Consider the following 26,295-nt stretch of genomic DNA (forward strand, 5'->3'; position numbering starts at 1 on the left):
GTGAATCCAGTAATCAAGCAATTCAAGTTCGGTGAGCAGACCTTCACCCTGGAAACCGGCCGCATCGCGCGCCAGGCGACCGGTGCCGTGCTGGTCTCCACCGAAGACGTCAGCGTGCTGGTCACCGTGGTCGGTGCCAAGCAGCCCGCCGTCGGCAAGGACTTCTTCCCGCTGTCCGTGCACTACCAGGAGAAGACCTACGCCGCTGGCCGCATCCCCGGTGGCTACTTCAAGCGTGAAGGCCGTCCTTCCGAGAAGGAAACCCTGACCTCGCGCCTGATCGATCGCCCGATCCGCCCGCTGTTCCCCGAAGGCTTCCTCAACGAAGTCCAGGTGGTCTGCACCGTGGTCAGCACCAACAAGAAGTCCGATCCGGACATCGCCGCCATGATCGGCACCTCCGCCGCCCTGGCCATCTCCGGCATTCCCTTCGCCGGTCCCATCGCCGCTGCGCGCGTGGGCTACCACAGCGAACTGGGCTACCTGCTGAACCCCAGCTACGAGCAGCTGCAGAGCTCCAGCCTGGACATGGTCGTGGCCGGTACCCGTGACGCCGTGCTGATGGTGGAATCCGAAGCCGACGAGCTGACCGAAGACCAGATGCTGGGTGGCGTGCTGTTCGCCCACGAAGAATTCCAGGTGGCCATCGAGGCCATCAGCCAGTTCGCCGCCGAAGCCGGCAAGCCGACCTGGAACTGGCAGGCACCCGCCGAGAACACCGCCCTGGTCGAGGCCGTCAAGGCCGAGGTCGGCGAGGCCGTGTCCCGTGCCTACACCATCACCATCAAGCAGGACCGCTATGCGGCCCTGGGCGCCCTGCGTGACCAGGCCATCGCCAAGCTGGCCGGCGAGAACGGTCAGTACAGCGAAGCCGAGGTCAAGGAGACCTTCGGTCTGCTGGAATACCGCACCGTGCGCCAGAACATCGTCGACGGCAAGCCGCGTATCGACGGCCGCGACACCCGCACCGTTCGCCCGCTGCAGATCGAAGTCGGCACCCTGAAGAAGACCCACGGTTCGGCGCTGTTCACCCGTGGCGAAACCCAGGCCCTGGTCACCGCGACCCTGGGTACCGCCCGCGATGCCCAGCTGCTGGACACCCTGGAAGGCGAGCGTCGTGACAGCTTCATGCTGCACTACAACTTCCCGCCCTTCTCGGTCGGCGAGTGCGGCCGCATGGGCAGCCCGGGCCGTCGCGAGATCGGTCACGGCCGCCTGGCCCGTCGTGGCATCCAAGCCATGCTGCCGACCCAGGAAGCCTTCCCCTACAGCATCCGCGTGGTCTCCGAGATCACCGAGTCCAACGGCTCCAGCTCCATGGCCTCGGTCTGCGGTGCCTCTCTGGCGCTGATGGACGCCGGTGTGCCGGTCAAGGCCCCGGTTGCCGGTATCGCCATGGGTCTGGTCAAGGAAGGCGAGAAGTTCGCCGTCCTGACCGACATCCTGGGTGACGAAGATCACCTGGGCGACATGGACTTCAAGGTGGCCGGTACCGCCAAGGGCGTTACCGCCCTGCAGATGGACATCAAGATCAACGGCATCACCGAAGAGATCATGGAGATCGCCCTGGAGCAGGCGCTGGAAGCGCGTCTGAACATCCTGGGTCAGATGAACCAGGTGATCTCCGAGTCCCGCGCCGAGCTGTCGGAAAACGCCCCGACCATGCTGGCGATGAAGATTGACCAGGACAAGATCCGCGACGTGATCGGCAAGGGTGGCGCCACCATCCGTGGTATCTGCGAAGAGACCAAGGCTTCGATCGACATCGAAGACGACGGCACCATCAAGATCTACGGCGAGACCCGCGAAGCGGCTGAAGCGGCCAAGCAGCGCGTTCTGGGCATCACTGCCGAGGCCGAGATCGGCAAGATCTACGTCGGCAAGGTGGAGCGCATCGTCGACTTCGGCGCCTTCGTCAACATCCTGCCGGGCAAGGACGGTCTGGTGCACATCTCGCAGATCAGCGATCAGCGCATCGAGAAGGTCACCGACGTCCTCAAGGAAGGTCAGGAAGTGAAGGTACTGGTGCTGGACGTGGATAACCGCGGTCGCATCAAGCTGTCGATCAAGGACGTGGCGGCGGCGGAAGCCTCCGGCGTCTGAGACGACCCTGCATGAGAAAAACCCGGCCTCGGCCGGGTTTTTTCGTTTGGGGTACGGGTGCCGGGTACCTTTGTATCGCGGCCATGCCGGTGCGCCGTAGCGACCGCTTCTCCAGGGGGGGCAACTGTCCTATCGCTATAGGAATACACCCGTAGCGTGGAAAAGGGCGCAGCCTTTTCCACTGAAGAGTTCATCGCGGGTCCTACCCTCACCCCGGCCCTCTCCCAGAGGGAGAGGGGGTTATCCGAGCTGGCATTAGCCCCGGCAAGATCGCGATAAACCGGCGTGCCTCCCGCTGTAGGAGCGACCCATGGCCGCGATTGGCCCAGGCATTACGCCTTCTCGCGAATCCATTCGATGAAGCTGCGCACCTTGGGCACCTCGGCCATCTGTTCCGGATAGGCCAGCCAGTAGGCGTGGGGGCTGGCCAGGCGGTGGGGCCAGGCGAGCACCAGACGGCCGGAGGCTAGTTCTTCGGCGACCAGGAATTCCGGTAGCAGCGCTACCCCACAGCCTTCCTGGGCGGCGCGGGCGCAGAGGGTGAAGGTGTCGAAGCGCGGGCCGTGATGGCTGTGGACTTCTTCGCGGCCGAGGCTGGCGTACCAGTCGTGCCAGGACTCCGGGCGGGTGGTGTTCTGCAGCAGGACGAAGTCCACCAGTTGCTCCGGTCCGGCGATGCCCTCGGTGGGCAGCAGGTCCGGCGCGCAGACCGCGACCATATGCTCGTGCAGCAGCAGTTCGCACTCGGCACCCGGCCAGCTGCCGTGGCCATAGAACAGCGCCACGTCATGGCGGGGATCGCGGAAGTCCACCGGTTCCAGGGCGCTGGAGACGTCCAGGTGGATGTTGGGAAAGCGCAGGCGCCAGCCCTTTAGCCGTGGCACCAGCCAGCGTTCGCCGAAGGTCGGCGGGGTGGCCACGCGCAGCACCTCGGTCTCGCCGCCATAGGATCTCAGGTAGCGCGCCGACATCTCCAGCTGGTTGAGGATCTTGTCCACCTCGGCCAGGTAGAGCGCGCCCGCCGGCGTGAGTTGCAGGCGACGGCGGACCCGGCGAAAGAGGCTGTGCTGCAGCAGGTCCTCGAGCTGGGCGACCTGCTTGCTGACGGCGCTCTGGGTCAGGGCCAGTTCGTCGGCCGCGCGGGTAAAGCTCAGGTGACGCGCGACCGCCTCGAAGCACTGCATGGCGGTGATGGACGGCAGGTGGCGACGTTGCATGAGCGGACTCGCAGCATGAAAAAAGGGAATGATATGCCGAGCAAAGGTCGGTTGTCCGGCGCCGCTGGGCTGACCATACTCAGGGACGATTCCCACTCTGCGGAGACCTCAGCATGAGCAAGGCCCTGTTGGAACGCCTCGGCGTTCCTGTCCAGCACTACACCCAAGGCGAGCACCGGGTGCATTCCCCCATCGATGGCAGCCAACTGGGCAGCGTCGCCCTGGAAAGCGCCGCCGAGGTGGAGCAGAAGATCTCCCGTGCCGAGCGGGCCTTCCAGGCCTGGCGTGCGGTGCCGGCGCCGCGGCGTGGCGAGCTGGTGCGCCTGCTGGGTGAAGAGCTGCGCGCGCACAAGGCCGATCTGGGCGAGCTGGTGTCCTGGGAAGCCGGCAAGATCACCCAGGAAGGCCTGGGCGAAGTCCAGGAGATGATCGACATCTGCGACTTCGCCGTTGGCCTGTCGCGTCAGCTCTATGGTCTGACCATTGCCTCCGAGCGCCCTGGTCATCACATGCGTGAATCCTGGCAGCCGCTGGGGGTGGTGGGCATCATCAGTGCCTTCAACTTCCCGGTGGCGGTCTGGTCGTGGAATGCCGCCCTGGCCCTGGTCTGTGGCAATCCGGTGATCTGGAAGCCCTCGGAAAAGACCCCGCTGACCGCCCTGGCCTGCCAGGCGCTGTTCGAGAAGGCCCTGGCGCGCTTTGGCGATGCTCCGGCCGATCTGAGTCAGGTCATCGTTGGCGATCGCGCCGCCGGTGAAGCCCTGGTGGACGATCCGCGGGTGGCACTGGTGAGCGCCACGGGTAGCACCCGCATGGGTCGCGAGGTAGGACCCCGGGTTGCGGCGCGCTTCGGCCGCAGCATCCTCGAGCTGGGCGGCAACAATGCCATGATCCTCGCACCGAGCGCCGATCTGGACATGGCGGTGCGTGCCATCCTGTTCAGCGCCGTCGGCACCGCCGGCCAGCGCTGCACCACCCTGCGCCGGCTGATCGCCCATCGTTCGGTCAAGGACGAGATCGTCGCCCGACTCAAGACCGCCTATGCCAAAGTCCGCATCGGTCATCCGCTGGAGGGCAACCTGATCGGTCCGCTGATCGACGCGGCCAGTTTCCAGGCCATGCAGGGCGCGCTGGAGCAGGCGCGTGGCGAGGGTGGGGTGGTCTACGGCGGCGAGCGCCAGCTGGCCGACAGGTATCCCGAGGCCTACTATGTGGCGCCGGCCATCGTCGAGATGCCCGAGCAGAGCGAGGCGGTGCGTCACGAGACCTTCGCGCCCATCCTCTATGTGCTGACCTATGACGATTTCGACGAGGCGGTGGCGCTGAACAACGCCGTGCCCCAGGGCCTGTCGTCCTGCATCTTCACCACCGACGTGCGCGAGGCCGAGGCCTTCATGTCGGCGACCGGCAGCGACTGCGGCATCGCCAACGTCAACATCGGACCGAGCGGTGCCGAGATCGGTGGCGCCTTCGGTGGCGAGAAGGAAACCGGCGGTGGCCGCGAATCCGGCTCCGATGCCTGGAAGGCCTACATGCGCCGCCAGACCAACACCGTCAACTACTCCCGCCAGTTGCCGCTGGCCCAGGGCATCGTCTTCGACTGAGTGGATCCGCCAGGAGCGCAGAGAATGCAGTTGCGTGAAGAGTGCCTATGGGAGCGGCTGTATCCGGCGGTGCCGGACGCACCGCTGCAGGGCGAGCGTGACACCGAGGTCTGCGTCATCGGCGGTGGTTACACCGGCCTGTCCACCGGCCTGCACCTGGCGCAGGCCGGGCGGCGGGTGGTGGTGCTGGAGGCCCATGGCGTCGGCCATGGCGGCTCCGGGCGCAATGTCGGGCTGGTCAATGCCGGCATGTGGATCCCGCCGGACGAGGCGGTGGCCACCCTGGGACCGGAGGTCGGCGAGCGTCTGCTGGGGGTGATGGGCGATGCGCCGAGTCAGGTGTTCGCCCTCATCGAGCGCTATGGCATCGACTGCCAGCCGCGCCGCGCCGGCACCCTGCACATGGCGCACAGCGCCAAGGGCCTGGCCGATCTTGGTCAGCGTGCCGAGCAATGGCAGCGCCGCGGCGCCCGGGTCGAGCTGCTGGAAGGCGAAGCCTGCTACAGCGCCTGTGGTACCCGCGACATCAGTGGTGCGCTGCTCGATCATCGCGCCGGTACCCTGGTGCCCATGGGGTATGCCCTGGGCCTGGCCAGGGCGCTGCGCCAGGAAGGCGGCGAGTTGTTCGAGCAGAGTTCGGTGCAGCGCCTGCAGCGGATCGGCGAACGCTGGCAGGTGGAAACCCCCCAGGGGCGGGTCACCGCCGACCAGGTGGTGATCGCCTCCAACGCCTACACCGAAGGCGAATGGACCACCCTGCGCAAGCAATTCTTCCCGGGCTACTACTACCAGGTGGCCTCGCGGCCCCTCGGCCCGGAGGCGGATTTCATCCTGCCCCAGGGCCGTGGCTCCTGGGACACCCGGACGGTGCTCAGCAGCATCCGCCGCGATGCCGATGGCCGTCTGCTGCTGGGCAGTCTCGGCAACATGGCGGGGCGGCCGGCCGGCTTCATCCGCGCCTGGGCCGATCGCATCCAGCGGCACTATTTCCCCGCGCTCGGACGGGTCGAGTGGGAATGCAGCTGGACGGGCCGCATCGGCTTCACGCCCGATCATCTGATGCGACTGTTCGAACCGGCGCCGGGCCTGCTGGCGGTGACCGGCTACAACGGACGCGGGGTTACCACGGGCACGGTGGTGGGGCAGGCCTTTGCCCGCTATCTGTGCAGTGGCGATCGCCACGACCTGCCGCTGCCCCTGGCGTCGCTGGATGCCAATCCGGTCGGCCAGTGGCGCAGCCTGATGTACGAAGCCGGCTTCACCCTCTATCACGCCGGGCAATGCCTGCGCGTGGTGCTCTAGCGACCCCGCCATACCTGCTGTCACCGGCCCTCGGGCCGGGCGATAACACGCCGAAGCGGCCGATTTGCGCATCCCGACCCGTGCAAGTCGGCCGCTTTTTTTCTGCTGTCCACCACTGCAAGCAGGTCGAGAGAACGGCCGATCCGCCCGGGGCCTGCGACCGCAGGATCATGGTTACTTTAGTGGCACAGTGTGGGGCCGGTGTTACGTTTTGGTGCGAAACAGGTGCAACCGGGTTGCTATCTGGTAACAAACCGCTGGGTTTCAACCCTCCCGCTGCTACCGCTTCGCCGAATTATCCAGACTAATGAGCCGCTTACGACAAAAGTCTAAAGGGCGGTCCGCTCCACTGGCTGCGGCCCTCGCCGCAGGCTGTCGGCGGTTTTGGCTCATCGCAGTAGCGGCAAATGGCCTTTGCGCCCGGTACACAACTGGCTGATGGCACAGGCTTTGCTCCGGCGAAAAGGCCAACCACCCTCTGGAGCAAACCTCCCATGTCGAAGATTTACAGAAAAGGCATTCTGGCTCTCGCTATCGGTTCTGCGTTCACTCTCTCCTCCCTGGCGCATGCCGACGTCGTGATCGGTGTCGCCGGTCCCTTCACCGGGGCCAGCGCCGCCTATGGCGAGCAGTTCTGGAAGGGGGCTACCCAGGCCGCGGCGGACATCAACGCCGCCGGTGGCATCAATGGCGAGAAGATCAAGCTGGTGCAGGGCGACGACGCCTGCGAGCCCAAGCAGGCCGTGGCCGTGGCCAACCGCCTGGTGGACTCCGAGAAGGTCAAGGCCGTGATCGGCCACTTCTGCTCCTCCAACACCATGCCCGCCTCGGAGATCTACGACGAAGCCGGCATCATCTCCATCACCCCGGCGTCCACCAATCCCAAGATCACCGAGCGTGGCCTGACCGGCGTGTTCCGCATGTGCGGACGTGACGACCAGCAGGGCATCGTGGCCGGCGACTACATCGTCGATACCCTCAAGGCCAAGAAGGTCGCCATCATCCACGACAAGGACACCTACGGTCAGGGCCTGGCCGACGCCACCAAGGCGCAGCTCAACAAGCGCGGCGTGAAAGAGGTGCTCTACGAGGGCCTGACCCGCGGCGAGAAGGACTTCAACTCCCTGGTCACCAAGATCCGCGCCTCCGGCGCCGACGTGGTCTACTTCGGTGGCCTGCACCCCGAGGCCGGTCCGCTGGTGCGGCAGATGCGCGAGCAGGGCGTGACCGCCAAGTTCGTCTCCGGCGACGGCATCGTCTCCGCCGACCTGGTCACCACCGCCGGTGGCGCCCAGTACACCAAGGGCGTGCTGATGACCTTCGGCGCCGACCCGCTGCAGAACCCCGCCGGCAAGACCGTGGTGGAAACCCTGCGCAAGTCCGGCTACGAGCCCGAGGGCTACACCCTCTACTCCTATGCCTCGCTGCAGGCCGTGGCCGCCGCCTTCAACGGCATCAAGGGCACCGACGGCGCCAAGGCCGCCGAGTGGCTGAAGTCCCACAGCGTCAACACCGTCCTGGGTGAGAAGAGCTGGGACAGCAAGGGCGACCTCAAGGTCTCCGACTACGTGATGTACGAATGGGACGACAAGGGCAAGTACCACCAGCTGCCCTGATCCTCGCGTGAATCCGCCCGCCGCCGCCTCGTCTCCGCCCCAGGACGAGGTGGCGGCCGGCGGCCCTCGTCATCCATCCAGCGCGAGACTGCAAACGTGGACGGTATCTTCCTGCAACAACTGGTCAACGGCCTGACCCTGGGCTCGGTCTACGGACTCATCGCCATCGGCTACACCATGGTCTATGGCATCATCGGCATGATCAACTTCGCCCACGGCGACGTGTACATGGTGTCGGCCTATCTCGCCGCCATCGGCATCGCCCTGCTGAGCGTGTTCGGCCTGCATTCCTTCCCGGTGCTGATCCTCGGCACCCTGATCTTCACCGTGGTGGTCACCTCCGTGTACGGCTGGGCCATCGAGCGGATCGCCTACAAGCCGCTGCGCAACTCCACGCGCCTGGCGCCGCTGATCTCGGCCATCGGCATGTCGCTGATCCTGCAGAACTACGTGCAGCTCGCCCAGGGCGCGCGCCAGCAGGGGGTACCGACGCTGCTCGACGGCGCCCTGCGCCTGCACATCGGCGACGGCTTCGTGATCATCACCTACACCAAGATCTTCATCATCCTGGCCTCCATCATCGGCATGGGCCTGCTCACCTACGTGATCCAGAAGACCACCCTCGGCCGCATGTGCCGGGCCACCCAGCAGGATCGCAAGATGGCGCAGATCCTCGGCATCAACACCGACCGGGTGATCTCCTACGTCTTCATCATCGGTGCGGCCATGGCGGCGCTGGCCGGGGTGCTGATCACCCTCAACTACGGCACCTTCGACTTCTATGCCGGCTTCATCATCGGCATCAAGGCCTTTACCGCGGCGGTGCTCGGCGGCATCGGCTCGCTGCCCGGCGCCATGCTCGGCGGCATCATCCTCGGCATCTCCGAAGCCCAGTTCGCCAGCCTGGTGAACTCGGACTACAAGGACGTCTTCAGCTTCTCGCTGCTGGTGGCGATCCTGATCTTTAGGCCCCAGGGGCTGCTCGGCAAACCCCAGGTCACGAAGGTGTAATCCATGAGTCAGACGTCTTCCTCCTTCGACCTCAAGGTCGTGCTGCGCGACACCCTCATGGTGGGCCTGGTCTCGCTGATCCTGTTCGGCCCCATCGTCGGCATCGTGCTCGACGGCTACGGCTACAACCTCGAGCCCGGTCGCGTCGGCATCATGGTCGCGGTGGTCATGGCCGGCCGCTTCCTGCTCAGCCTGTTCGGCCAGACCGCCAAGGGCCGTGACTGGATCGAGTCCTTCAAGCGCAACGACGGCGGTGTCCATGTGCTGCCGCCGGGGCACAAGTCCAACCTGAGATTCATCCTGCCCATCGTCATTCTGGTGGCCATCGCCTTTCCCTTCCTGGCCACCAAGTACTGGCTGACGGTCATCATCCTCTGCCTGATCTACGTGCTGCTGGGCCTGGGCCTGAACATCGTGGTGGGCCTGGCCGGTCTGCTCGACCTTGGCTACGTCGGCTTCTATGCCATCGGTGCCTACGGTCTGGCGCTGGGTTACCAGTACCTCGGGCTGGGCTTCTGGACCATGCTGCCGCTCGCGGCGGTCATGGCGGCGGTGGCGGGAGCGATCCTCGGCTTCCCGGTGCTACGCATGCACGGGGACTACCTGGCCATCGTCACCCTCGGCTTCGGCGAGATCATCCGCCTGGTGCTCAACAACTGGCTGGAAGTGACCAAGGGCCCCAACGGCATCGCCGCACCTTCGCCGACCTTCTTCGGCATCGAATTCGGCCGCCGGGCGAAGGAGGGCGGGGTGCCCATCCACGAACTGCTGGGCATCAGCTACAATCCCAACGCGACGATGATCTTCATCTATACCGTGCTGTTCCTGGTGGTGCTGCTGGTGCTCTACATCAAGCACCGCCTGACCCGCATGCCGGTCGGCCGCGCCTGGGAAGCCCTGCGCGAAGACGAGATCGCCTGCCGCGCCATGGGTCTGAACCATGTGCTGGTCAAGCTTTCCGCCTTCATGATCGGTGCCTCCACCGCAGGCCTGGCCGGGGTGTTCTTCGCCACCTACCAGGGCTTCATCAACCCGGCCTCGTTCAACTTCTTCGAGTCGGTGCTGGTGCTGGCCATCGTGGTACTGGGCGGCCTGGGCTCCACCGTCGGGGTGGTGGTCTCGGCCTTCGTCATGACCCTGCTGTTCGAGCTGCTGCGCGAATTCGGCGACATCCGCATGCTGGTGTTCGGCGTGCTGATGGTGGTGATGATGATGTGGCGGCCGCGTGGCCTGATCCGTATCGCCCGCAGTGGCTTCGCGATTCGCAAGGGAGTGGCGCCGTGAGCGACAACATTCTGACCGTCAGCGGTCTGGGCATGAGATTCGGGGGTATCAAGGCCCTCTCGGACGTGTCCTTCGATATCCAGCGACACTCCATCACCGCGCTGATCGGCCCCAACGGCGCCGGCAAGACCACGGTGTTCAACTGCCTGACCGGCTTCTACAAGGCCACCGATGGCGAGATCCGCCTGGATACCGCCGATGGCCGTTCGACCCGCGTCGGCAAGATCATGGGCGAGCGCTTCCAGGCCACCGACTTCGTCAATCCGGTGCAGTTCGGCAGCCGGCTCTGGTACAAGATGTTCGGCGGCACCCACCTGGTGAACCGCGCAGGGCTCGCCCGCACCTTCCAGAACATCCGCCTGTTCAAGGAGATGTCGGTAGTGGAGAACCTGCTGGTGGCGCAGCACATGCAGTGCAACCGCAACCTGATCACCGGCATCCTCAATACCCCCGGCTATCGCCGTGCCGAGGAAAAGGCGCTGGATACGGCCTTCTACTGGCTGGAAGTGGTGGACCTGGTGGACCACGCCAATCGTCTGGCCGGCGAACTCTCCTACGGCCAGCAGCGCCGCCTGGAAATCGCCCGCGCCATGTGCACCCGTCCGGAGATCGTCTGCCTGGACGAACCCGCCGCCGGTCTCAACCCGGCCGAGACCGAGGCGCTGGCCGGGATGATCCGCCTGCTGCGCGACCAGCACCGCATCACCGTGGTGCTGATCGAGCACGACATGGGCATGGTGATGAACATCTCCGACCACATCGTGGTGCTGGATCATGGCCAGGTCATCGCCCGCGGCCTGCCGGCCGATATCCGCAACGATCCCAAGGTCATCGCCGCCTACCTCGGCGCCGAAGAAGAGGAGGTGGCATGACCACGCCGATCCTGGAATTCCGTAACGTCGACGTCTTCTACGGGCCGATCCAGGCGCTGAAGAGCGTCTCCCTGTCCATCAACGAGGGCGAGACGGTGAGCCTGATCGGCTCCAACGGCGCCGGCAAGTCCACCCTGCTGATGTCCATCTTCAGCCAGCCCCAGGCGCGCAACGGGCAGATCCTCTACCGGGGCGAGGACATCACCCGCAAGAACGCCCACTACGTGGCCTCCAACGGCATCGCCCAGTCACCGGAGGGGCGCCATGTGTTCCCCGACATGACGGTCGAGGAGAATCTGCTGATGGGCACCATTCCCATCGGCACCCGCTGGGTGGACGAGGACATGCAGCGCATGTTCGAGCTCTTCCCGCGGCTCAAGGAGCGTCGCAACCAGCGCGCCATGACCATGTCCGGCGGCGAACAGCAGATGCTGGCCATCGCCCGGGCGCTGATGGCGCGACCCAAGCTGCTGCTGCTCGACGAACCCAGCCTGGGTCTGGCGCCCATCGTGGTGAAGCAGATCTTCCAGATCCTGCGCGAGCTGGCCCAGAGCGGCATGACCATCTTCCTGGTGGAGCAGAACGCCAACCATGCCCTGCGCCTGTCCGACCGCGCCTATGTGATGGTCACCGGCGAGATCCGCATGAGCGGCAGTGGCCAGGAATTGCTGGCCAATCCCCAGGTGCGCGAAGCCTACCTGGGCGGCCACTAGCGGTGGCAGCGGTCCGCGGTCGCTGTCTGGTCGCGGGCCATGCCCGGGGACGCCTGGCCTGGGCGCCCCTGGGTTTGAGTTTCTGGGGTGGCGTCGATCCGGCCAGCGGCCGGGTGATCGATCGCCACCATCCCCTGCACGGCCTGGAACTGGCCGGACGCATCCTGGCCATTCCCAGTGGACGCGGTTCCTGCACCGGCAGCGCCGTGCTCTTGGAGCTGTTGCTGGCGGGACGCGGACCGGCAGCGCTGGTACTGGCCGAGCCGGACGAGATCCTCAGCCTGGGTGCCATCGTCGCGGAAGAACTCTTCGGTCGCTCCCTGCCGGTGGTCAGCCTGGGCGCCGAGGCCTTCGCCGCGCTCGCCGAGCAGGATGAGATCGCGGTACACGATGGCTGGGTCGGCGCGCCGGGAGAGTTCTTTCCCGACTCCACTAGCGAGGCCCCTGCCGACCTGCAGCTGAGCGCGACCGACCAGGCCAAGCTGGCGGGCGCCGAGGGCCAGGCCGTCCAGGCGGCGATGAAGATCCTGGTGCGCATGGCGCACCTGCAGGGTGCCCGCGAGCTGCTCGACATCACCCAGGCCCATATCGACGGCTGCATCTACACCGGTCCGGCCAGCCTGGCCTTCGCCCAGCGCCTGGTGGAGTGGGGCGGTCGGGTACAGGTACCTACGACTCTCAATGCGGTATCGGTGGATCAACGCCGCTGGCGCGCGCAGGGCGTGGCGCCGGCGTTGGGTGAGCCGGCCTCTGCCCTGGCCGAGGCCTATGTGGCCCTAGGCTGCCGTCCCACCTTTACCTGTGCCCCCTATCTGCTGGACAGCGCCCCGAGCCTGGGCGAGCAGGTGGTCTGGGCCGAATCCAATGCCGTGGTCTTCGCCAACAGCGTACTGGGCGCGCGCACCCAGAAGTACGCCGACTTCCTCGATATCTGTACCGCCCTGACCGGTCGGGCTCCTCTGGCCGGCTGCCACCTGGACAGCGGTCGCCGCGCGGCCAAGGTCTTGCGGGTCACCGTACCCGAGGGCCATGACGACGCCTTCTATCCACTGCTCGGCTACTGGATCGGCCTGCGTTCACCCACGCGGATTCCGGCGGTGCTGGGGCTGGAAAACAGCCGGCCCAGTCGCGACGATCTCAAGGCCTTTGGCGCCGCCTTCGCCACCACCTCGGCGGCGCCGCTGTTCCATCTGGTCGGGGTGACGCCCGAGGCGCCGACCCTGGCCGCAGTGGCCGCACCCGAGCTGGAGATCGAAGACATCAGCCTGGCCGATCTGCGCCAGGCCTGGGCCGAACTGGACAGCGCCGTCGCGCGCGAGGTGCAGCTGGTGGCCCTGGGCAATCCGCATTTCTCCGCCGAGGAGTGCCAGCGCCTGGCCGAACTCTGTCGCGGGCGGCAGCGGCATCCCGAGGTGGCGCTGGTGATCACCCTGGGCCGCGAGGTGCGCGCGGCGGCCGAGCGCTCTGGCAGCCTGGCCGAACTGGAAGTCTTCGGCGCCCAGCTGGTCGGGGACACCTGCTGGTGCATGCTTGGCGAACCCCTGGTACCGCCCCAGGCCCGCACCCTGCTGACCAATTCCGGCAAGTTCGCCCACTACGGCCCGGGCCTCACCGGGCGCGAGCTGCGCTTCGCCGGCCTCGCTGCCTGTGTCGAGGCAGCCTGCACCGGACTGGCACCGGCCGAACCGCCTGCCTGGCTCGTGGCAGCGGACTTATCCACCTGAAGCCCGGTCCGAGTTCTGTACAGGAATTCCGTGGATCGTCCTGTGGATAAGCTTGGCATAGCCGGGCGTGAGGCCCGGGGCGCCTGGCCTGGCGAGAACTGTTCAAAAATTCGCCAGTGCGCGGAAAACCCTGCAATACCAAGGCGTTATAACTGATCCGCTGGATTTGTGGCGATCTGGGTATTCGCCTGACCAATGCCCCTGAGCTATCGTGGGCCTCGGCCAACCTCCCTCGCAGAAGGAATCTTTCATGTCTTCGATCTTCATCACCGGCGCCACCTCCGGCTTCGGCGCCGCCACCGCTCGCCGCTTCGCCAAGGACGGCTGGTCGATCGTCATCACCGGTCGCCGCGAGGATCGCCTGCACGCCCTGGCCGAGGAGTTGTCCGGTCAGGCCAAGGTGCTGCCGCTGGTGCTGGACGTCCAGGATCGCGCCGCCGTGGAAGCCGCGGTCGCCGGCCTGCCGGAAGAATTCAACCAGCTGCGCGCCCTGGTCAACAACGCCGGTCTGGCGCTGGGCAACACGCCCGCCCAGAGCTGCGACCTGGACGACTGGGACACCATGGTCGATACCAACATCAAGGGCTTGCTCTATTGCACCCGCCTGCTGTTGCCGCGGCTGATCGCCCATGGCGCCGGGGCCGGTATCGTCAACCTGGGCTCGGTGGCGGGCGACTATCCCTATCCGGGCAGCCATGTCTATGGCGCCACCAAGGCCTTCCTCAAGCAATTCAGCCTGAGCCTGAGATCCGACCTGCTGGGCACCGGGGTGCGGGTGACCAACATCGAGCCGGGCCTGTCCGAAAGCGAATTCTCGGTGGTGCGCTTCGGGGGTGACAAGGCCAAGGCCGATGCCGTCTATGCCGGCACCGAACCCCTGACCCCGGACGACATCGCCGAATCCATCCACTGGACGCTGAACCAGCCCACGCACGTCAACATCAACCGCATCCAGCTGATGGCGACCTGTCAGGCGTTCAGCAATTTCAACATCCACCGCAAGAGCTGAGACGTCGGCCTAGAGCACCTTGACCGCCCGGCCGATGAACTGGATCGGCCCGGTGGGTCGGCCGGTAGGCGAGCCGCCCTGGTCTTCCAGGGTGAGCTCGAACAGCTGATTGGCTTCCAGCGGCGGCAGCTGGTCCAGAGGCACCTGCAGGGTGCGTCCCGGCTGTACCAGACCCAGGGATACCGGACCCTGCCAGGCGTCGGCCTTGGTCCAGAATTGCAGCGTCTTGCCGCTCGGCACGGCGTCGCGCCCCAGGGGAATCAGCTGCAGGTCATGGGCGCTGGCGGTCTGGATCACCCAGCCGGGCGTCCGATCGCTGGGCGCGGCCAGCACCACCAGGTAGCTTGGCGTGGGGACCGGACGCATCAGCAACAGCACCGCGAGCACCAGGCTGGCAGCCAGCCCTGCCGCACTCAGGCCCTGCCAGAGTGCCAGGCGGTGCCACAGCGACTCACGCCGGGTGGTGGCCTTGGCGTCGGCCTCACCCAGACTGCGCTCGATGCGCGGCCAGAGATTCGTGCCGGGTTCGACGGGCTGCACCCGCTCGGCCAGCGGCTGCAGCCGCGCCTCCCAGCGCGCCACCGCAGCGGCCAGTCGGGCATCCGTCGCCAGCGCACCTTGCACGCGACGGCGCTCCCTGGCATCCAGGGTACCGAGCACGTATTCGCCGGCCAGGCGTTCGCGCTCTTCGTCCGGGGGCAGGGGGGTATCGCCGTTCATGTCATGCACTCCCTGAGCGCCTTGAGGCCGCGCGTGATCCAGCTCTTCACCGTGCCCAGCGGTGCCTGCAGGCGCTGGGCGATCTCGCCATGGGAGCAGCCATCCAGGTAGGCGGCCAGGATGGCCTCCCGCCGCGGCGCTTCCAGGTTCTGCAGACAGCCCTCCAGCCGACGGCCGTCGGCCTCTCGCGCCGGATCGGCCGACTCGGCCAGGGGTTCCCACCCGTCCGCCAGGGGCACCAGGCGCTGGCGATCGCGCAGGGCGTTGAGCGCCAGGTTGCGCGCGATGCTGCACATCCAGCCGCGGGCCGTACCGCGCTCCGGGGCGAATCCGGCGGCGCCGCGCCAGATGCGCAGAAAGGCGTCGTGGAGGATGTCCTCGGCCAGTCCGCGATCGCGCACCAGGCGCAGGACGATGCCCAGCAAGAGCGGCGCCTCGTTCTGGTAGAGCCGCTGCAGGGCGGCGCGCTCGCCCCGGGCACAGGCGGCGAGCAGTGCAGCGGGATCGTAAAGGGGATCGGTCACGAAATCGCGCCAGGCTGGGGACGCCAGGGTGGCGACCGGATCAGCCGAGCCTAGCCGATCCGCTCCTGGCTGTCCCCTGGACCTCAGCCCTTCTTCCAGAACAGATAATCCGCCTGGTAATTCACGGTCTGCCGTTCGCCCTTGTTGGCCGAGGTGCAGGCCTTGGCCGGCGCCACGCCACCCTTGAGCGCGGTGCGCTGGATGTAGGTGGTGCCCTGGAAGGCGCCCTTGCCTTCGGCGGGCGCAGCCTCCACCAGCTGATAGGGCAGGTTGCCGCTGCCGGCGGGGGCGATCGCCAGTTGCTTGCCGACCACCTTGGAGCCGTCGCTGGCTTCCCAGGTTGCGGGCGGACCGTAGTAGCGACCCACCTGCTTGCCCTGGCGATCATGCAGGTCGGCCTTGGGACCGACAAAGAACCACTCGGTCTGGCCGGGCATGTCCTTCTTGTCGCGGCACTCGTAGACGATGGTGCCCTTGCCTACGGTTTCCAGCATCAGGCTGTTGCCGGCGGGGACGCGGACGGCTTCGGGCAACTCGCCTTGCGCCAGCAGCGGGGTGCTCAGCAGGGCGGTCAGGGCCAGGATGCTGCAACGGCTATAGGTGTTGTTCATGCGCTTGCTCCGGATTGAGAGGGGCACAGTCGACTGGACTGTAGGGGCTATACCCGGCAGCCGGCGCCCTGGATGCAGCTGTCATGAAAAATTTTCAATGCAGCGGCATAGTCGCCACCGCCTCGCGGCCGAACCGCTCTGTCCTGCGGCTTCTGTCAGCCTGCCGTCAGCCTGGTTTCAGCGATCCCTAAGGTTGTTCGGCGATAGTGGCGCCGGGTCGCGAGCCCGTCCTTCCCAGCCTGCCGGAGTCCTGCCGCGTGTCGTCCATCCCGAGTCCGGCGCGCCTGCGCCTCGAAAGTCTGGCGTTGTGTCTGCTGGCGGTGCCGCTGTTCACCCTGGGGCTGTGGGAGCAGCCCTTCATCGGCTTCGACGGCCGCTTCGCACTCTTCGCCCAGGAGATGTTTCGCCATGGGGCCAGTGCCTTCCCGACCAGCTACGGACAGCCTTACCCCGACTATCCCGCCACCTCCACCCTGCTGATCGACGTCTTCGCCCAGCTGTTCGGTGAGGTCAATCGCCTGGCCACGGTGATTCCCACCGCCCTGGCCTCGGCGGCCATCGTCGGGCTGCTCTATCGCCTGCTGGCCGAGCGGTCTCGCGCCTGGGGCCTGCTGGCGGTGCTGGTGCTGCTGCTCACCAATGGCTTCCTGGCCAAGGCGCGCTCCATCTGCCTCGATCAATTCGTCACCCTGGCGGCACTGGGCTGCTTCTATCTGCTGTGGAGCGCCGACCAGCGCGGCTTGTCCCGGCGGCGCGGCTTGGTGTTCCTGTGCATGGCCGCCGGCTTCGCCGTGCGCGGGCCGCTGGGCCTGATCGAGCCCTGTGGCGTGGTCTGCGTCTACTGGCTGGTGCAGGGCGACTGGCGGCGCAGCTTCGGCTACGGCCTGGTCGGCGCCGTGGTGCTGGCGCTGTGCTGCGCCCTGCTGTTCGGCCTGGCCTGGCGTACCGGTGGTATGCCCTTCGTCGAGGACGTGCTGCGCATGCAGGTCTCCGGGCGGCTGGACGACACCGACGGTGCCGGCTATCCCTGGTGGTACTTCCTGCAGCTGGGCCTCTACCGCTACGCCCCGGCCTTTCCCCTGGCGCTGCTGGCCCTGCCGACGCTGAGACACCACTGGCGGCAGCGCCAGGCGCAGGCGGACAGTCGCCTGCTGCTCCAGCTGGCCGGCTTCGCCGCGCTGATCGTGGTGGCCCTGTCGATTCCCACCTTCAAGAAACCCTATTACATCCTGCCGGCCATTCCGGCCTGCGCGGCTCTCGGCGCCTGGGTGCTGCTGCAGGGGCAGGGCGCCCTGGCCTGGGTACGGCGGCTGTTCCTGCCGTTGCTGGTGATCTTTCCGCTGGTGCTCGGGGTGCTGGTCAAGCTGCAGCAACCCCGGCTGCAGGCCGCCGGCTGGTGGCCCGAGCTGGACCTGCGCTTCCTGCTGGGTGCCTTCGCCATCCTGGCGCTGTTCGCCCTGGTGGCCGCCTGGCGCGAGCGCGGGGCCTTCCGCCTGGGCATGCCCCTGGCCGCGGCGGCCCTGGCGCAATGGCTGCTGGTGGTGCTGGCGCTGGATCCGATGCAGGCGCTGCGCTACGACACCCGCGCCTTCGTCACCCGCCTGGAAAGCCTGCGCCAGGGTGAACCGGGGCAACTGGTGTTCTTTGGCCTGGGCCAGGACACCAAGGCCTTCCGCTACCTGATGAATCTCGACTACGACGTGCCCCTGCCGACCTTTATCGATATCGGCCAGGCAGGGCAGCTTGCCCAGGTCACCCGACCCGCCTATGTGCTGCTCGATGCCGACAGCCAGGCGGCCCTGGCCGGCACGCCGCTGGCCAGCCGCCAGCCGGTGCTGGAAGGGCGCTTCAACGACAATCGCTGGCAGGCCTACTACCTGCCCTGAGGCCGCTGTGATGACCGATTCGCCCGATTTCAAACGTCGCCGGCTGTGCCTGGCGCTGGCCGGTCTGCCGCTGCTGGCCGCCTGCAAGCCGACCCAGCGCTACGGCCTGCCGGAACACCGCGCCCACTGGTTCGAGCGGCATGCCTTCGCTCCTCTGGCGCCGCTGCCGTCGCGCAGCAGCTTCGTGCTCGGCGTCCTCCCCGATACCCAGTACTACAGTGAGAACAACCACGAGATGCAACCCAACGGCCGGCGGGTGGAGCGCTATGGCCACCTGGGCTATCCGCCAGCGCTGGCCTTTCATGCCCAGACCCATTGGCTGGCGCACAACGCCGCGGCGCTGAACCTGCCCTTCGTGGTGCACCTGGGCGATCTGGTGGAAAACGCCGAGCAGCGCGGCGAGTGGGCCCTGGCCAGTCACGCCATGGCACGCCTTGAACAGGCCGGGGTGCCCTACAGTGTCATGACTGGCGACCATGATGTCGTCGAGCTCTACACCGAGGACCGCCTGCGTGACGGTCGCGAACTCTTCACCCAGTATTTCGGCCGTGAGCGGGCGGCGCGCCAGGCCACCTTCATCGAACGCGACGTCACCGGTCTCAACGAGGCCCATAGTTTCTCGGCGCTGGGGCAGGGCTTTCTGCTGCTGACCCTGGATTGGTGCCCCTCGGACCAGAGTCTGGACTGGGCCCAGGGCATGCTGGATCGCTATCCGCACCTGCCGACCATCCTGGCCTCGCACAACATCGTTGACCTGGTGAACGGCCAGCCGGTGCTTTCCACCCGGCGCAACGACACCGGGATACGGTTGTGGAATCGGCTGATCCGCCGCAACGACCAGATCTTCCTCACCCTCAACGGCCACAATCACGGCAGTGGGCACCTGCGGATGACCAATGACCTGGGCCATCCGGTGGATCTCCTGCTGATCAACTACCAGACCGAATACGCCGGCGGCAACGGCCTGCTGCGCCTATTGGAACTGGACCTGGCGCGGGGCCGACTGGAGGCCTTCACCTATTCGCCCTGGGTCGCCTATCGCCAGCAGAGTGGCGACCTGCCGGTGCGGCTGGGCAACGATCCGCGCGACACCTATACGGCCGAGGTGCTGGCACCCCTGGCGTCGCCGCAGTTCGACAACAGATTCGTGCTCGAGGTGGATTTCGCCACACGCTTCGCCGGGTTTGGCGGCTATACCGCGCAACTGCCGGCGGTGGCGGAAGAGGGTGTGCTGGCGCGACTGCGCCAGCAGCTGGGGATCGCCTGACGGATCAGGCGGCGAGCAGCCAGCCCCCGGCCACGGCCGTGGCGACGCCGGCGAGTCGCACGAGCGGCGTGGCCGCCTGGGGCAGGTAGCGCACCACGGCATAGCCCAGAGCATGCAGGGTGGCGGTGGCGGCGACGAAACCGGCGGCATAGGCCCAGGGATTGCCCATTTCCGGCAATTCCAGACCATGGGCCACGCCGTGGAACAGGGCGAAGGCGGCGGTCAGGCCGACGGCGGCGGCCACCGGCGGACGGGCGGCCAGGGCCACCAGCAGACCCAGGGCCAGCACCGAGGCAGCGATGCCGGTCTCCAGCAAGGGCAGCTCCAGCCCGGCGAAGCCCAGCAGGCCGCCGATCAGCATGGTGCCGACAAAGGTGCAGGGCAGCGCCAGGCGCGCCTTGCCCTGCTGCTGCGCGGCCCAGAGCCCCACGGCGAACATGGCCAGCAGGTGGTCGAGACCGGTCAGGGGGTGCAGCACCCCGGCGGCCAGGCCGTTCTCGGCATGACCCGGATGGGCGAAGGCCAGGGCCGGGGCGAGCAGCAGGGCAGCGGTGGCGAGGATCTTGGCGTGTTTCATGGGGGCTCCTTGGGATGGTTTCCTGGACTCAGGCGGCGGTCAGCAGACCCTGCTTCTCGATGAAGGCGATGATCTCTTCCAGTCCCAGACCGGTCTTCTGGTTGCTGAAGACGAAGGGCTTGTCGCCGCGCATCTTGCGAGTGTCGCGATCCATCACCTCTAGGGAGGCACCGACCTGCTCGGCCAGGTCGATCTTGTTGATCACCAGCAGATCCGACTTGCAGATGCCGGGGCCACCCTTGCGCGGCAGCTTGTCACCGGCCGAGACGTCGATGACGTAAAGGGTCAGATCGGACAGCTCCGGGCTGAAGGTGGCGGACAGGTTGTCGCCGCCGGATTCCACCAGGATCAGGTCCAGGCCGGGAAAGCGGCGGTTGAGCTGGTCCACCGCTTCCAGGTTGATGGAGGCGTCTTCGCGGATGGCGGTGTGCGGACAGCCCCCGGTCTCCACACCAAGGATACGCTCGGGCGCCAGGGCCTCGTTGCGCACCAGGAAATCGGCGTCTTCGCGGGTGTAGATGTCGTTGGTCACCACCGCCAGGTTGTAGCGCTCGCGCAGGGCGCGGCAGAGGGCCAGGGTGAGGGCGGTCTTGCCGGAACCGACCGGTCCGCCGATACCGACGCGCAGGGGTTGAGTAGTCATCAGGGGATCTCCTAGGAACGGAACAGGCGGCTGTACTGCCGCTCATGGGCCATGCTGCTGAGGGCCAGGCCGAAGGGGGCGCCGCCCCAGTGCGCTTCGGGCAGGGCAGCGGCCTGCTCGGCCACGGCGGTCAGGGTCGGCAGCAGAAGGGAGGTGAGGCGCTGGGCCGCTTGCTGGCCCAGCGGCAGGGTTTTCATCAGCACCGCCAGCTGATTTTCCAGCCAGGTCCACAGCCAGGCGTCCAGCGCCGCTCGCGGTGCGATCGCCCAGGCGCGAGCGGCCAGCGCCCAACCGAGGGCGAAGGTCGGAGCCAGTTCGCCGAGCAGGCGGCGGCTACTGTCGTCCAACTCCGGCAGACCGAGCAGCAGTTGCGCCAGGGAATAGCCGGTCTGGCGACTTTCCAGCTGGAATTCCGCGGTTTCGCGACTGGCGCGATGGTGCTCGGCCAGTTCGCTCAGGCGCGTCCAGTCGCCCGCCGCGGCGGCTTGGCAATGGGCCAGCAGCAGCGGCGCTTCGAAGCGCGCCAGATTGAGTTCGAGATTGTCGCGCAGCCAGACCTCGGCCTCTGCCGAGCTGCGGATCAGGCCGCTGTCGATGGCCAGTTCCAGTCCCTGGGAATAGCTGTAGCCGCCAATCGGCAACTGGGGACTGGCCAGGCGCAGCAGCGCGAAGGGCGAATTCACGTGCGCACGCCGAAGTGGTGCAGCTTGGGTGCGTAGTTGAAGCCTTCCTCGCCATGGTGCGAGTGATGGTGACCGCCGCCGTAGGCGCCGTGCTCGGGCTGGAAGCCGGCCTCGATCTCGCTGACCCGGGCGCCGAGCTGCTCCAGCATGGCCTTGAGCACGTAGTCGTCCAGCAGCCGTAGCCAACCGTCGCCGATCTGCAGGGCGACGTGGCGATTGCCCAGGTGATAGGCGGCGCGGGTCAGTTCGAAGGCGCTGGCGCAGGTCACATGCAGCAGCTTTTCCGGGCGGGCGACGACCCGCACGATGCGGCCATCGCGGGCTTCCAGGCAGTCGCCATCGGCCAGCGGCGGTTGGCCGCGTTCGAGAAAAAGGCCGACGTCTTCGCCAGCGCTGGTGGTGGCTCTCAGGCGACTCTTGCTGCGGGCGTCGTAGGTGAGGTGGAGTTCGGCGTCCCAGGTATCCCTGGGCGCGCAGCGGCTTTGGACGACCAGCATGGCAGGACTCTTGGCAGTTTTGCCCAGCTCTACAGCAAGGTGCCTGCCAAGGCGCGCAAGTCGCCTGGTTCTGGGGCGCCATGAGTTGACCTGGCGTTTAGGTTGCTCTTATTTGGTGCGCCCTTGCATCGGCTAGCAGAGCAACGCCCTCTTTTGGGGCGTTTGCGCGCTCGCCGCGCCGCCAATGCTTGCTGCCGATCAGGATCAGCTTGAGTTGCTGCACCATCTTCGCCGCCGGCCACAGCGGCGGCGGTGTGGTCAGGGGTGGGGGATCGATCAACTCCGGCAGGGTGGCGAACACCGTCTTCACCACCAGGTCGGCGAGGACATCGATCTGCGACGGACTCAGGTGGGGCAGGCGACCCAGGGCGAGCAGGTCACGGGCCAGGTCCTGGGTGATGCGCTGGCGCAACTCGGCGATGGCCTGGCGCACGGCCAGGGAGCCGCCGTATTGCTCGCGGGCGAGAAAGAGGAATTGATCACGGTTGTCGCTCACGGCGCCGAGAAAGATCTCCACCGAGGCCTCGATCATGCCGCGCTGCTGCAATTCGTGATGACGCACCTGGCGCAGGGCGTCGCGAAAGGTGTCGCCCACCTCGGCCACCAGCGCCAGGCCAAAGCTCTCCATGTCGGCGAAGTGGCGATAGAAACCCGCCGGCACGATCCCGGCCTGGCGACTCACCTCGCGCAGGCTCAGGCTGCCGAAGCCGCGGCCGCTGTTCATCAGCAGGCGTGCCGATTCCAGCAGCGCCTGGCGCGTTTGCAGCTTCTGCTGGGCACGGATCGACATGGAGAGATCTCGGAAGACAAGGCGGCACTGTAGCAAAGGATGCCCCTGCTGACTCCAAGGGTTTTCCGTGACCGCCGGGTGGTAGTCTCTGGCCCGTGCCTTGCCTTGAGAGCGTCATGAATCTCGACAACCGTATCAAGTTTCGCCACCTGCTGTGCTTTCTGGAGATCGCCCAGCAGCGCAGCTTCGCCAAGGCCGCCGATGCCATCGCCGTGTCCCAGCCGGCCATCTCCAAGACCATCCGCGAACTCGAGGAAATCCTCGAGGTGCGCCTGTTCGAGCGCGGCAAGGGCGAGGTGACCCTGACCGAGGCGGGCCTGCTGTTCCTGCGCCACGCCGGTCCCTGCGTCCAGGCCCTGCGCGAGGGCATGCAACTGGTGCGTGGTGGCGAGGCCGGCGGCCTGGTGCGGGTCGGGGTCCTGTCGACGGTCGAAAGCCAGGTGCTGCCCGAGGTCCTGATGCGCCTGCATGACCGTCATCGCCAGCTGATCGTCAACGTCGCCACCGGTCCCAGCGCCTATCTGCTCGGACAATTGCGCGTCGGCGACCTGGATCTGGTGGTCGGCCGCATGACCGACAGCCCGGACATCCATGGCCTCGACTTCGAACACCTCTATACCGAGGCCCTGACCCTGGTGGTGCGCCCGGGACATCCGTTGAGCCAGGCGCTGCCGGCGGACCTGGCGACCCTGGCGCGCTATCCCCTGGTGCTGCCCTTGCCCGGGACCACCATTCGCCGTCACGCCGAGAGTCTCTTCGTCCAGTGCGGCATTCCTCTCAGTCCCCAGCGGCTGGAAACCCTGTCGCCGACCCTCAGCCGCCAGTACGTCCGCCAGAGCGAGGCCCTGTGGATTGCCCCGCTGGATGCGGTACGCCGCGACCTGGCCAGCGGCGAACTGGTGGAGGTGGAGCTTGGCGTGCGCGAAGCCGGGGGTTCGGTCGGCATCTGCCGCAATGGCAGCGTGCCCCTGTCACTGGCCACCCAGAGATTCTGCGACGTCCTGCGCGAGGTGGCCGGCGAGTTGACACTTAACCATTAGGTTATGGGGAAGGGCGCAGCTTTCAATTCAGCCAGGCGGCGCCCTGGGCCACACTGGGATCAACCAGCTCTTGGCCCCGATCCTTCCGAGGAGCATTCCAATGTATAACAAGCCCCACGACGTTCGCTACGTCGCCCGTGATCGCACCTGGCATCCCCAGGCCTATACGCCCGCCTACAAATCCTCGATTCCCCGCTCGCCGCGCCAGGCGCTGGTCAGCCTGCAGCACCAGACGGCTTCCGAGCGCAGTGGCCCGGACTTCTCGCGGCTGCCGCTGGGACCGCACGACAACGACCTGTTGCTCAACTTCGGCACCGGCCAGTTGCCCCAGGGCGAACGCATCATCCTGTTCGGCACCCTGCGTGACCAGTTCGGCAAGCCGGTGCCCAATTCCCTGGTGGAGATCTGGCAGGCCAACGCTGGCGGTCGCTATCGGCACAAGAACGACGTCTACCTGGCACCGCTCGATCCCAACTTCGGCGGCGTCGGCCGCACCCGTACCGACAGCCAGGGCAACTATGTCTTCCGTACCGTCCGCCCGGGTCCCTATCCCTGGCGCAACGGCAGCAACGACTGGCGCCCGGCGCACATCCACGTCTCGGTCATGGGGCCGGCCATCGCCACCCGGCTGATCACCCAGCTCTATTTCGAGGGCGATCCGCTGATCCCGCTGTGCCCCATCGTCAAGTCCATCGCCGATCCCGATGCCGTCCAGACCTTGATCGCCCGCCTGGACATGAGCATGGCCAATCCCATGGACTGCCTGGCCTATCGCTTCGACATCGTCACCCGCGGCGCGCGGCAGACGTTCTTCGAACACCACTGAGGACGCCGACATGACCCCCAACAGCCACGCCCTGCTGCCGGAAACCCCCTCCCAGACCGCCGGTCCCTATGTGCACATCGGCCTGGCCCTGGCCGCCGCCGGCAACCCCACCCGCGAGGTCGAGATCTGGAACCAGCTGGCCAAGCCCGGCGCGCCGGGCGAGCACATCCTGCTCACCGGCCAGGTGTTCGACGGCAACGGCAACCTGGTGCGCGATTCCTTCCTGGAGTTCTGGCAGGCCGATCACCAGGGCCACTACGATCCGGTCTATGACGTGGAAAAGGCCTTCAACGGCTTTGGTCGCACCGCCACCACCTTCGATGCCGGCGACTGGACGCTGCACACCGTCAAGCCCGGCCAGGTCGCCGATCAGCGCGGCCAGCCCATGGCGCCGCACATCAACGTCACCCTGTTCGCCCGCGGCATCAACATCCACCTGCAGACCCGCCTCTACTTCGACGATGAAGCCGAAGCCAACGCCCGCTGCCCTGTCTACAACCTGCCGGAGCCGGAACGCCGGGCCACCCTGCTGGCGCGTCGCTGCGAGATCGATGGCCGCCTGGCCTATCGCTTCGACATCCATCTGCAGGGCCCGCAGGAAACGGTCTTCTTCGACATCTAGTCGTCCGAACAGCAAAAAGCCCTGCCAAGGCAGGGCTTTTTCGTGGGCGCCAGCCGCAGGTCAGATGCGGTAGGTGGTCTTGGTCATCACCTTGGACACCAGACTCATGCCGTATTTGACCGGCGCGGGGAAGCGCCAGCCACCGGCCGCCAGGGCATGTTCGGCGTGCTGTTCTTCATCGCTGCGCATCTGTTCCAGCACCGCGCGGGACTTGGCGTCGGCCGCCGGCAGCTTGTCCAGGTGCTCGTCCAGATGGCGGCAGACCTGATCCTCGGTAGCGGCGACGAAGCCCAGGCTCAGGCGATCGCTGATCAGGCCGGCACCGGCGCCGATCCCGAAGGACAGGCCATAGAAGAGGGGATTGAGCAGGCTTGGACGCTCACCCAGGGCGCGGATGCGCTGCTCGCACCAGGCCAGGTGATCGATCTCTTCGTCGGCCGCCTTTTCCATTTCTTCGCGCACTTCCGGCAATTTGGCGGTCAGCGCCTGACCCTGGTACAGCGCCTGGGCGCAGACCTCGCCGGTGTGGTTGATGCGCATGAGGCCGGCCGCGTGACGGCGTTCTTCATCGCTCAGTTCGGCGTCCTTGAGTGGAATGGCCGGCGAACTGCGGGTGGGAGCGCCACTGAAGGGCGTCAGGGTACGCAAGGCGGTATCCGCCTGGATCAGCAGTCGATCGAGGGGGGAGTAGAGGCGCTTGGATCTCAAGGTGATCTCCTTGGCGGGCGAAGGAAGGACAGAGCGTGGCTCAGCCCGGAGGCCAGGTCATCTGCCGCTTGCCCAGCACATGCATATGGATGTGATAGACCGTCTGGCCACCCAGGGCGTTGCAATTCATCGCCACGCGGAAGCCTTCCTCGCAACCCTGCTCCTGCGCCAGGCGCTGAGCGGTGAAGAGGATATGGCCGGCGAGCTGCTTGTCATCGGCCTCGCTGAGGTCGTGCAGGGTCGCGATGTGCTTCTTGGGGATGACCAGGAAGTGCACGGGCGCCTGCGGGGCGATGTCATGGAAGGCCATGACCTGATCGTCCTCGTAGAGCACCTTGGCCGGAATGTCCCCGGCGACGATCTTGCAGAACAGACAATCCACGTCGATCTCCTGCTGGCTGAATAGACCCCGAGTGTACCAGCGGCTGCCGCCCGGGGTCAGGTGC

26 protein-coding genes are annotated in these 26,295 nt (G+C 66.7%); 15 read left to right on the forward strand and 11 right to left on the reverse strand.

What is annotated here, in order from left to right; translation table 11 throughout:
- Entirely contained in the window at window positions 1–2,103 is a 2,103-nt protein-coding gene (pnp, locus tag PSEK12I1_RS0109495; RefSeq protein ID WP_007162644.1) for a polyribonucleotide nucleotidyltransferase, read from the forward strand.
- Between the two features lie 332 nt (window positions 2,104–2,435).
- On the opposite strand, the gene PSEK12I1_RS0109500 is transcribed toward pnp, so the two are convergent.
- Complete coding sequence (locus tag PSEK12I1_RS0109500; RefSeq protein ID WP_027599113.1) at window positions 2,436–3,320, reverse strand: LysR substrate-binding domain-containing protein; 885 nt, start codon at window positions 3,318–3,320, stop codon at window positions 2,436–2,438.
- Between the two features lie 113 nt (window positions 3,321–3,433).
- Here PSEK12I1_RS0109500 and PSEK12I1_RS0109505 point away from each other — a divergent pair, with 113 nt between their 5' ends.
- From PSEK12I1_RS0109505 to PSEK12I1_RS0109545, 9 genes are all read left to right on the forward strand, one after another.
- Entirely contained in the window at window positions 3,434–4,924 is a 1,491-nt protein-coding gene (locus tag PSEK12I1_RS0109505; RefSeq protein WP_027601371.1) for an aldehyde dehydrogenase family protein, read from the forward strand.
- A gap of 24 nt (window positions 4,925–4,948) precedes the next feature.
- A complete protein-coding gene (locus PSEK12I1_RS0109510; RefSeq protein ID WP_027601372.1) occupies window positions 4,949–6,226 on the forward strand; it encodes an FAD-binding oxidoreductase in 1,278 nt (425 codons plus the stop codon).
- Window positions 6,227–6,720: 494 nt separating this feature from the next.
- On the forward strand, window positions 6,721–7,842 hold the full coding sequence (locus PSEK12I1_RS0109515) for a branched-chain amino acid ABC transporter substrate-binding protein (protein WP_027599110.1): 1,122 nt from the start codon (window positions 6,721–6,723) through the stop codon (window positions 7,840–7,842).
- A gap of 96 nt (window positions 7,843–7,938) precedes the next feature.
- A complete protein-coding gene (locus tag PSEK12I1_RS0109520) occupies window positions 7,939–8,853 on the forward strand; it encodes a branched-chain amino acid ABC transporter permease (RefSeq protein WP_027599109.1) in 915 nt (304 codons plus the stop codon).
- Window positions 8,854–8,856: 3 nt separating this feature from the next.
- Window positions 8,857–10,137: a high-affinity branched-chain amino acid ABC transporter permease LivM gene (gene livM, locus PSEK12I1_RS0109525; protein WP_027599108.1), complete on the forward strand. Its 1,281-nt coding sequence runs from the start codon at window positions 8,857–8,859 to the stop codon at window positions 10,135–10,137.
- Window positions 10,134–11,009, forward strand: a complete 876-nt coding sequence (locus PSEK12I1_RS0109530) for an ABC transporter ATP-binding protein (protein WP_027599107.1) — start codon at window positions 10,134–10,136, stop codon at window positions 11,007–11,009. The genes livM and PSEK12I1_RS0109530 overlap by 4 nt, the downstream gene beginning before the upstream one ends.
- Window positions 11,006–11,722, forward strand: coding sequence for an ABC transporter ATP-binding protein (locus PSEK12I1_RS0109535; protein WP_007162636.1), 717 nt, complete (start codon window positions 11,006–11,008; stop codon window positions 11,720–11,722). Before PSEK12I1_RS0109530 ends, PSEK12I1_RS0109535 begins: the two co-directional genes overlap by 4 nt.
- Window positions 11,723–11,724: 2 nt before the next feature.
- Complete coding sequence (locus PSEK12I1_RS0109540) at window positions 11,725–13,446, forward strand: aconitase X (RefSeq protein ID WP_027601373.1); 1,722 nt, start codon at window positions 11,725–11,727, stop codon at window positions 13,444–13,446.
- A gap of 250 nt (window positions 13,447–13,696) precedes the next feature.
- The gene (locus tag PSEK12I1_RS0109545; protein WP_027601374.1) at window positions 13,697–14,455 is read left to right on the forward strand and encodes an SDR family oxidoreductase; all 759 of its coding nucleotides are present in this window, start codon (window positions 13,697–13,699) and stop codon (window positions 14,453–14,455) included.
- Between the two features lie 9 nt (window positions 14,456–14,464).
- Here the strand turns inward: PSEK12I1_RS0109545 and PSEK12I1_RS0109550 are convergent, their stop codons facing one another.
- From PSEK12I1_RS0109550 to PSEK12I1_RS0109560, 3 genes are all read right to left on the reverse strand, one after another.
- On the reverse strand, window positions 14,465–15,175 hold the full coding sequence (locus tag PSEK12I1_RS0109550) for an anti-sigma factor domain-containing protein (protein ID WP_037006875.1): 711 nt from the start codon (window positions 15,173–15,175) through the stop codon (window positions 14,465–14,467).
- Window positions 15,172–15,699 (reverse strand): sigma-70 family RNA polymerase sigma factor, encoded by a 528-nt coding sequence (locus PSEK12I1_RS0109555; protein ID WP_027601375.1) that lies wholly within the window; start codon window positions 15,697–15,699, stop codon window positions 15,172–15,174. The genes PSEK12I1_RS0109550 and PSEK12I1_RS0109555 overlap by 4 nt, the downstream gene beginning before the upstream one ends.
- 83 nt (window positions 15,700–15,782) lie before the next feature.
- The gene (locus PSEK12I1_RS0109560; RefSeq protein WP_027601376.1) at window positions 15,783–16,310 is read right to left on the reverse strand and encodes a DUF3455 domain-containing protein; all 528 of its coding nucleotides are present in this window, start codon (window positions 16,308–16,310) and stop codon (window positions 15,783–15,785) included.
- Window positions 16,311–16,567: 257 nt separating this feature from the next.
- Here PSEK12I1_RS0109560 and PSEK12I1_RS0109565 point away from each other — a divergent pair, with 257 nt between their 5' ends.
- On the forward strand, window positions 16,568–18,196 hold the full coding sequence (locus PSEK12I1_RS0109565; protein ID WP_231500987.1) for a glycosyltransferase family 39 protein: 1,629 nt from the start codon (window positions 16,568–16,570) through the stop codon (window positions 18,194–18,196).
- A gap of 10 nt (window positions 18,197–18,206) precedes the next feature.
- Window positions 18,207–19,463: a metallophosphoesterase gene (locus PSEK12I1_RS0109570; RefSeq protein WP_027599100.1), complete on the forward strand. Its 1,257-nt coding sequence runs from the start codon at window positions 18,207–18,209 to the stop codon at window positions 19,461–19,463.
- A gap of 4 nt (window positions 19,464–19,467) precedes the next feature.
- Here PSEK12I1_RS0109570 and PSEK12I1_RS0109575 read toward each other — a convergent pair whose 3' ends face one another.
- From PSEK12I1_RS0109575 to PSEK12I1_RS0109595, 5 genes are all read right to left on the reverse strand, one after another.
- On the reverse strand, window positions 19,468–20,040 hold the full coding sequence (locus PSEK12I1_RS0109575; RefSeq protein ID WP_027601378.1) for a HupE/UreJ family protein: 573 nt from the start codon (window positions 20,038–20,040) through the stop codon (window positions 19,468–19,470).
- 28 nt (window positions 20,041–20,068) lie between these two features.
- Window positions 20,069–20,683, reverse strand: a complete 615-nt coding sequence (ureG, locus tag PSEK12I1_RS0109580) for an urease accessory protein UreG (RefSeq protein WP_007162627.1) — start codon at window positions 20,681–20,683, stop codon at window positions 20,069–20,071.
- A gap of 11 nt (window positions 20,684–20,694) precedes the next feature.
- Window positions 20,695–21,366: an urease accessory protein UreF gene (locus tag PSEK12I1_RS0109585; protein WP_027601379.1), complete on the reverse strand. Its 672-nt coding sequence runs from the start codon at window positions 21,364–21,366 to the stop codon at window positions 20,695–20,697.
- Window positions 21,363–21,863: an urease accessory protein UreE gene (gene ureE, locus PSEK12I1_RS0109590; RefSeq protein ID WP_027599097.1), complete on the reverse strand. Its 501-nt coding sequence runs from the start codon at window positions 21,861–21,863 to the stop codon at window positions 21,363–21,365. Before ureE ends, PSEK12I1_RS0109585 begins: the two co-directional genes overlap by 4 nt.
- A gap of 97 nt (window positions 21,864–21,960) precedes the next feature.
- Entirely contained in the window at window positions 21,961–22,653 is a 693-nt protein-coding gene (locus PSEK12I1_RS0109595; protein ID WP_027601380.1) for a TetR family transcriptional regulator, read from the reverse strand.
- A gap of 116 nt (window positions 22,654–22,769) precedes the next feature.
- Between PSEK12I1_RS0109595 and pcaQ the strand changes: the two genes are divergently transcribed.
- The 3 genes from pcaQ (at window position 22,770) to pcaG (ending at window position 25,141) form a co-directional block, all read left to right on the forward strand.
- The gene (pcaQ, locus tag PSEK12I1_RS0109600) at window positions 22,770–23,693 is read left to right on the forward strand and encodes a pca operon transcription factor PcaQ (RefSeq protein WP_027599095.1); all 924 of its coding nucleotides are present in this window, start codon (window positions 22,770–22,772) and stop codon (window positions 23,691–23,693) included.
- Window positions 23,694–23,793: 100 nt separating this feature from the next.
- Window positions 23,794–24,519, forward strand: a complete 726-nt coding sequence (pcaH, locus tag PSEK12I1_RS0109605) for a protocatechuate 3,4-dioxygenase subunit beta (RefSeq protein ID WP_027601381.1) — start codon at window positions 23,794–23,796, stop codon at window positions 24,517–24,519.
- Between the two features lie 10 nt (window positions 24,520–24,529).
- Window positions 24,530–25,141, forward strand: a complete 612-nt coding sequence (pcaG, locus tag PSEK12I1_RS0109610) for a protocatechuate 3,4-dioxygenase subunit alpha (protein WP_027601382.1) — start codon at window positions 24,530–24,532, stop codon at window positions 25,139–25,141.
- A 60-nt stretch (window positions 25,142–25,201) separates the two neighbouring features.
- Here the strand turns inward: pcaG and coq7 are convergent, their stop codons facing one another.
- Together coq7 and PSEK12I1_RS0109620 are read right to left on the reverse strand one after the other, a co-directional pair.
- The gene (gene coq7 / locus PSEK12I1_RS0109615; protein ID WP_007162620.1) at window positions 25,202–25,849 is read right to left on the reverse strand and encodes a 2-polyprenyl-3-methyl-6-methoxy-1,4-benzoquinone monooxygenase; all 648 of its coding nucleotides are present in this window, start codon (window positions 25,847–25,849) and stop codon (window positions 25,202–25,204) included.
- A 40-nt stretch (window positions 25,850–25,889) separates the two neighbouring features.
- Window positions 25,890–26,231, reverse strand: a complete 342-nt coding sequence (locus PSEK12I1_RS0109620) for a histidine triad nucleotide-binding protein (RefSeq protein ID WP_017642985.1) — start codon at window positions 26,229–26,231, stop codon at window positions 25,890–25,892.
- Window positions 26,232–26,295 lie beyond the last annotated feature (64 nt).

This window comes from Pseudomonas sp. MOIL14HWK12:I1 (assembly GCF_000510705.1).
Taxonomy (GTDB): Bacteria; Pseudomonadota; Gammaproteobacteria; order Pseudomonadales; family Pseudomonadaceae; genus Chryseomonas; species Chryseomonas oryzihabitans.

Bases quoted from the DNA above. Each gene is read 5' to 3' on its own strand.
- pcaG (WP_027601382.1), top strand. From the start codon at position 24,530: ATGACCCCCAACAGCCACGCCCTGCTGCCGGAAACCCCCTCCCAGACC.
- pcaH (WP_027601381.1), top strand. From the start codon at position 23,794: ATGTATAACAAGCCCCACGACGTTCGCTACGTCGCCCGTGATCGCACC.
- PSEK12I1_RS0109510 (WP_027601372.1), top strand. From the start codon at position 4,949: ATGCAGTTGCGTGAAGAGTGCCTATGGGAGCGGCTGTATCCGGCGGTG.
- livM (WP_027599108.1), top strand. From the start codon at position 8,857: ATGAGTCAGACGTCTTCCTCCTTCGACCTCAAGGTCGTGCTGCGCGAC.
- ureG (WP_007162627.1), bottom strand. From the start codon at position 20,683: ATGACTACTCAACCCCTGCGCGTCGGTATCGGCGGACCGGTCGGTTCC.
- PSEK12I1_RS0109500 (WP_027599113.1), bottom strand. From the start codon at position 3,320: ATGCAACGTCGCCACCTGCCGTCCATCACCGCCATGCAGTGCTTCGAG.
- PSEK12I1_RS0109575 (WP_027601378.1), bottom strand. From the start codon at position 20,040: ATGAAACACGCCAAGATCCTCGCCACCGCTGCCCTGCTGCTCGCCCCG.
- PSEK12I1_RS0109535 (WP_007162636.1), top strand. From the start codon at position 11,006: ATGACCACGCCGATCCTGGAATTCCGTAACGTCGACGTCTTCTACGGG.
- PSEK12I1_RS0109560 (WP_027601376.1), bottom strand. From the start codon at position 16,310: ATGAACAACACCTATAGCCGTTGCAGCATCCTGGCCCTGACCGCCCTG.
- ureE (WP_027599097.1), bottom strand. From the start codon at position 21,863: ATGCTGGTCGTCCAAAGCCGCTGCGCGCCCAGGGATACCTGGGACGCC.
- PSEK12I1_RS0109570 (WP_027599100.1), top strand. From the start codon at position 18,207: ATGACCGATTCGCCCGATTTCAAACGTCGCCGGCTGTGCCTGGCGCTG.
- PSEK12I1_RS0109550 (WP_037006875.1), bottom strand. From the start codon at position 15,175: ATGAACGGCGATACCCCCCTGCCCCCGGACGAAGAGCGCGAACGCCTG.
- PSEK12I1_RS0109515 (WP_027599110.1), top strand. From the start codon at position 6,721: ATGTCGAAGATTTACAGAAAAGGCATTCTGGCTCTCGCTATCGGTTCT.
- pcaQ (WP_027599095.1), top strand. From the start codon at position 22,770: ATGAATCTCGACAACCGTATCAAGTTTCGCCACCTGCTGTGCTTTCTG.
- PSEK12I1_RS0109545 (WP_027601374.1), top strand. From the start codon at position 13,697: ATGTCTTCGATCTTCATCACCGGCGCCACCTCCGGCTTCGGCGCCGCC.
- PSEK12I1_RS0109505 (WP_027601371.1), top strand. From the start codon at position 3,434: ATGAGCAAGGCCCTGTTGGAACGCCTCGGCGTTCCTGTCCAGCACTAC.
- PSEK12I1_RS0109595 (WP_027601380.1), bottom strand. From the start codon at position 22,653: ATGTCGATCCGTGCCCAGCAGAAGCTGCAAACGCGCCAGGCGCTGCTG.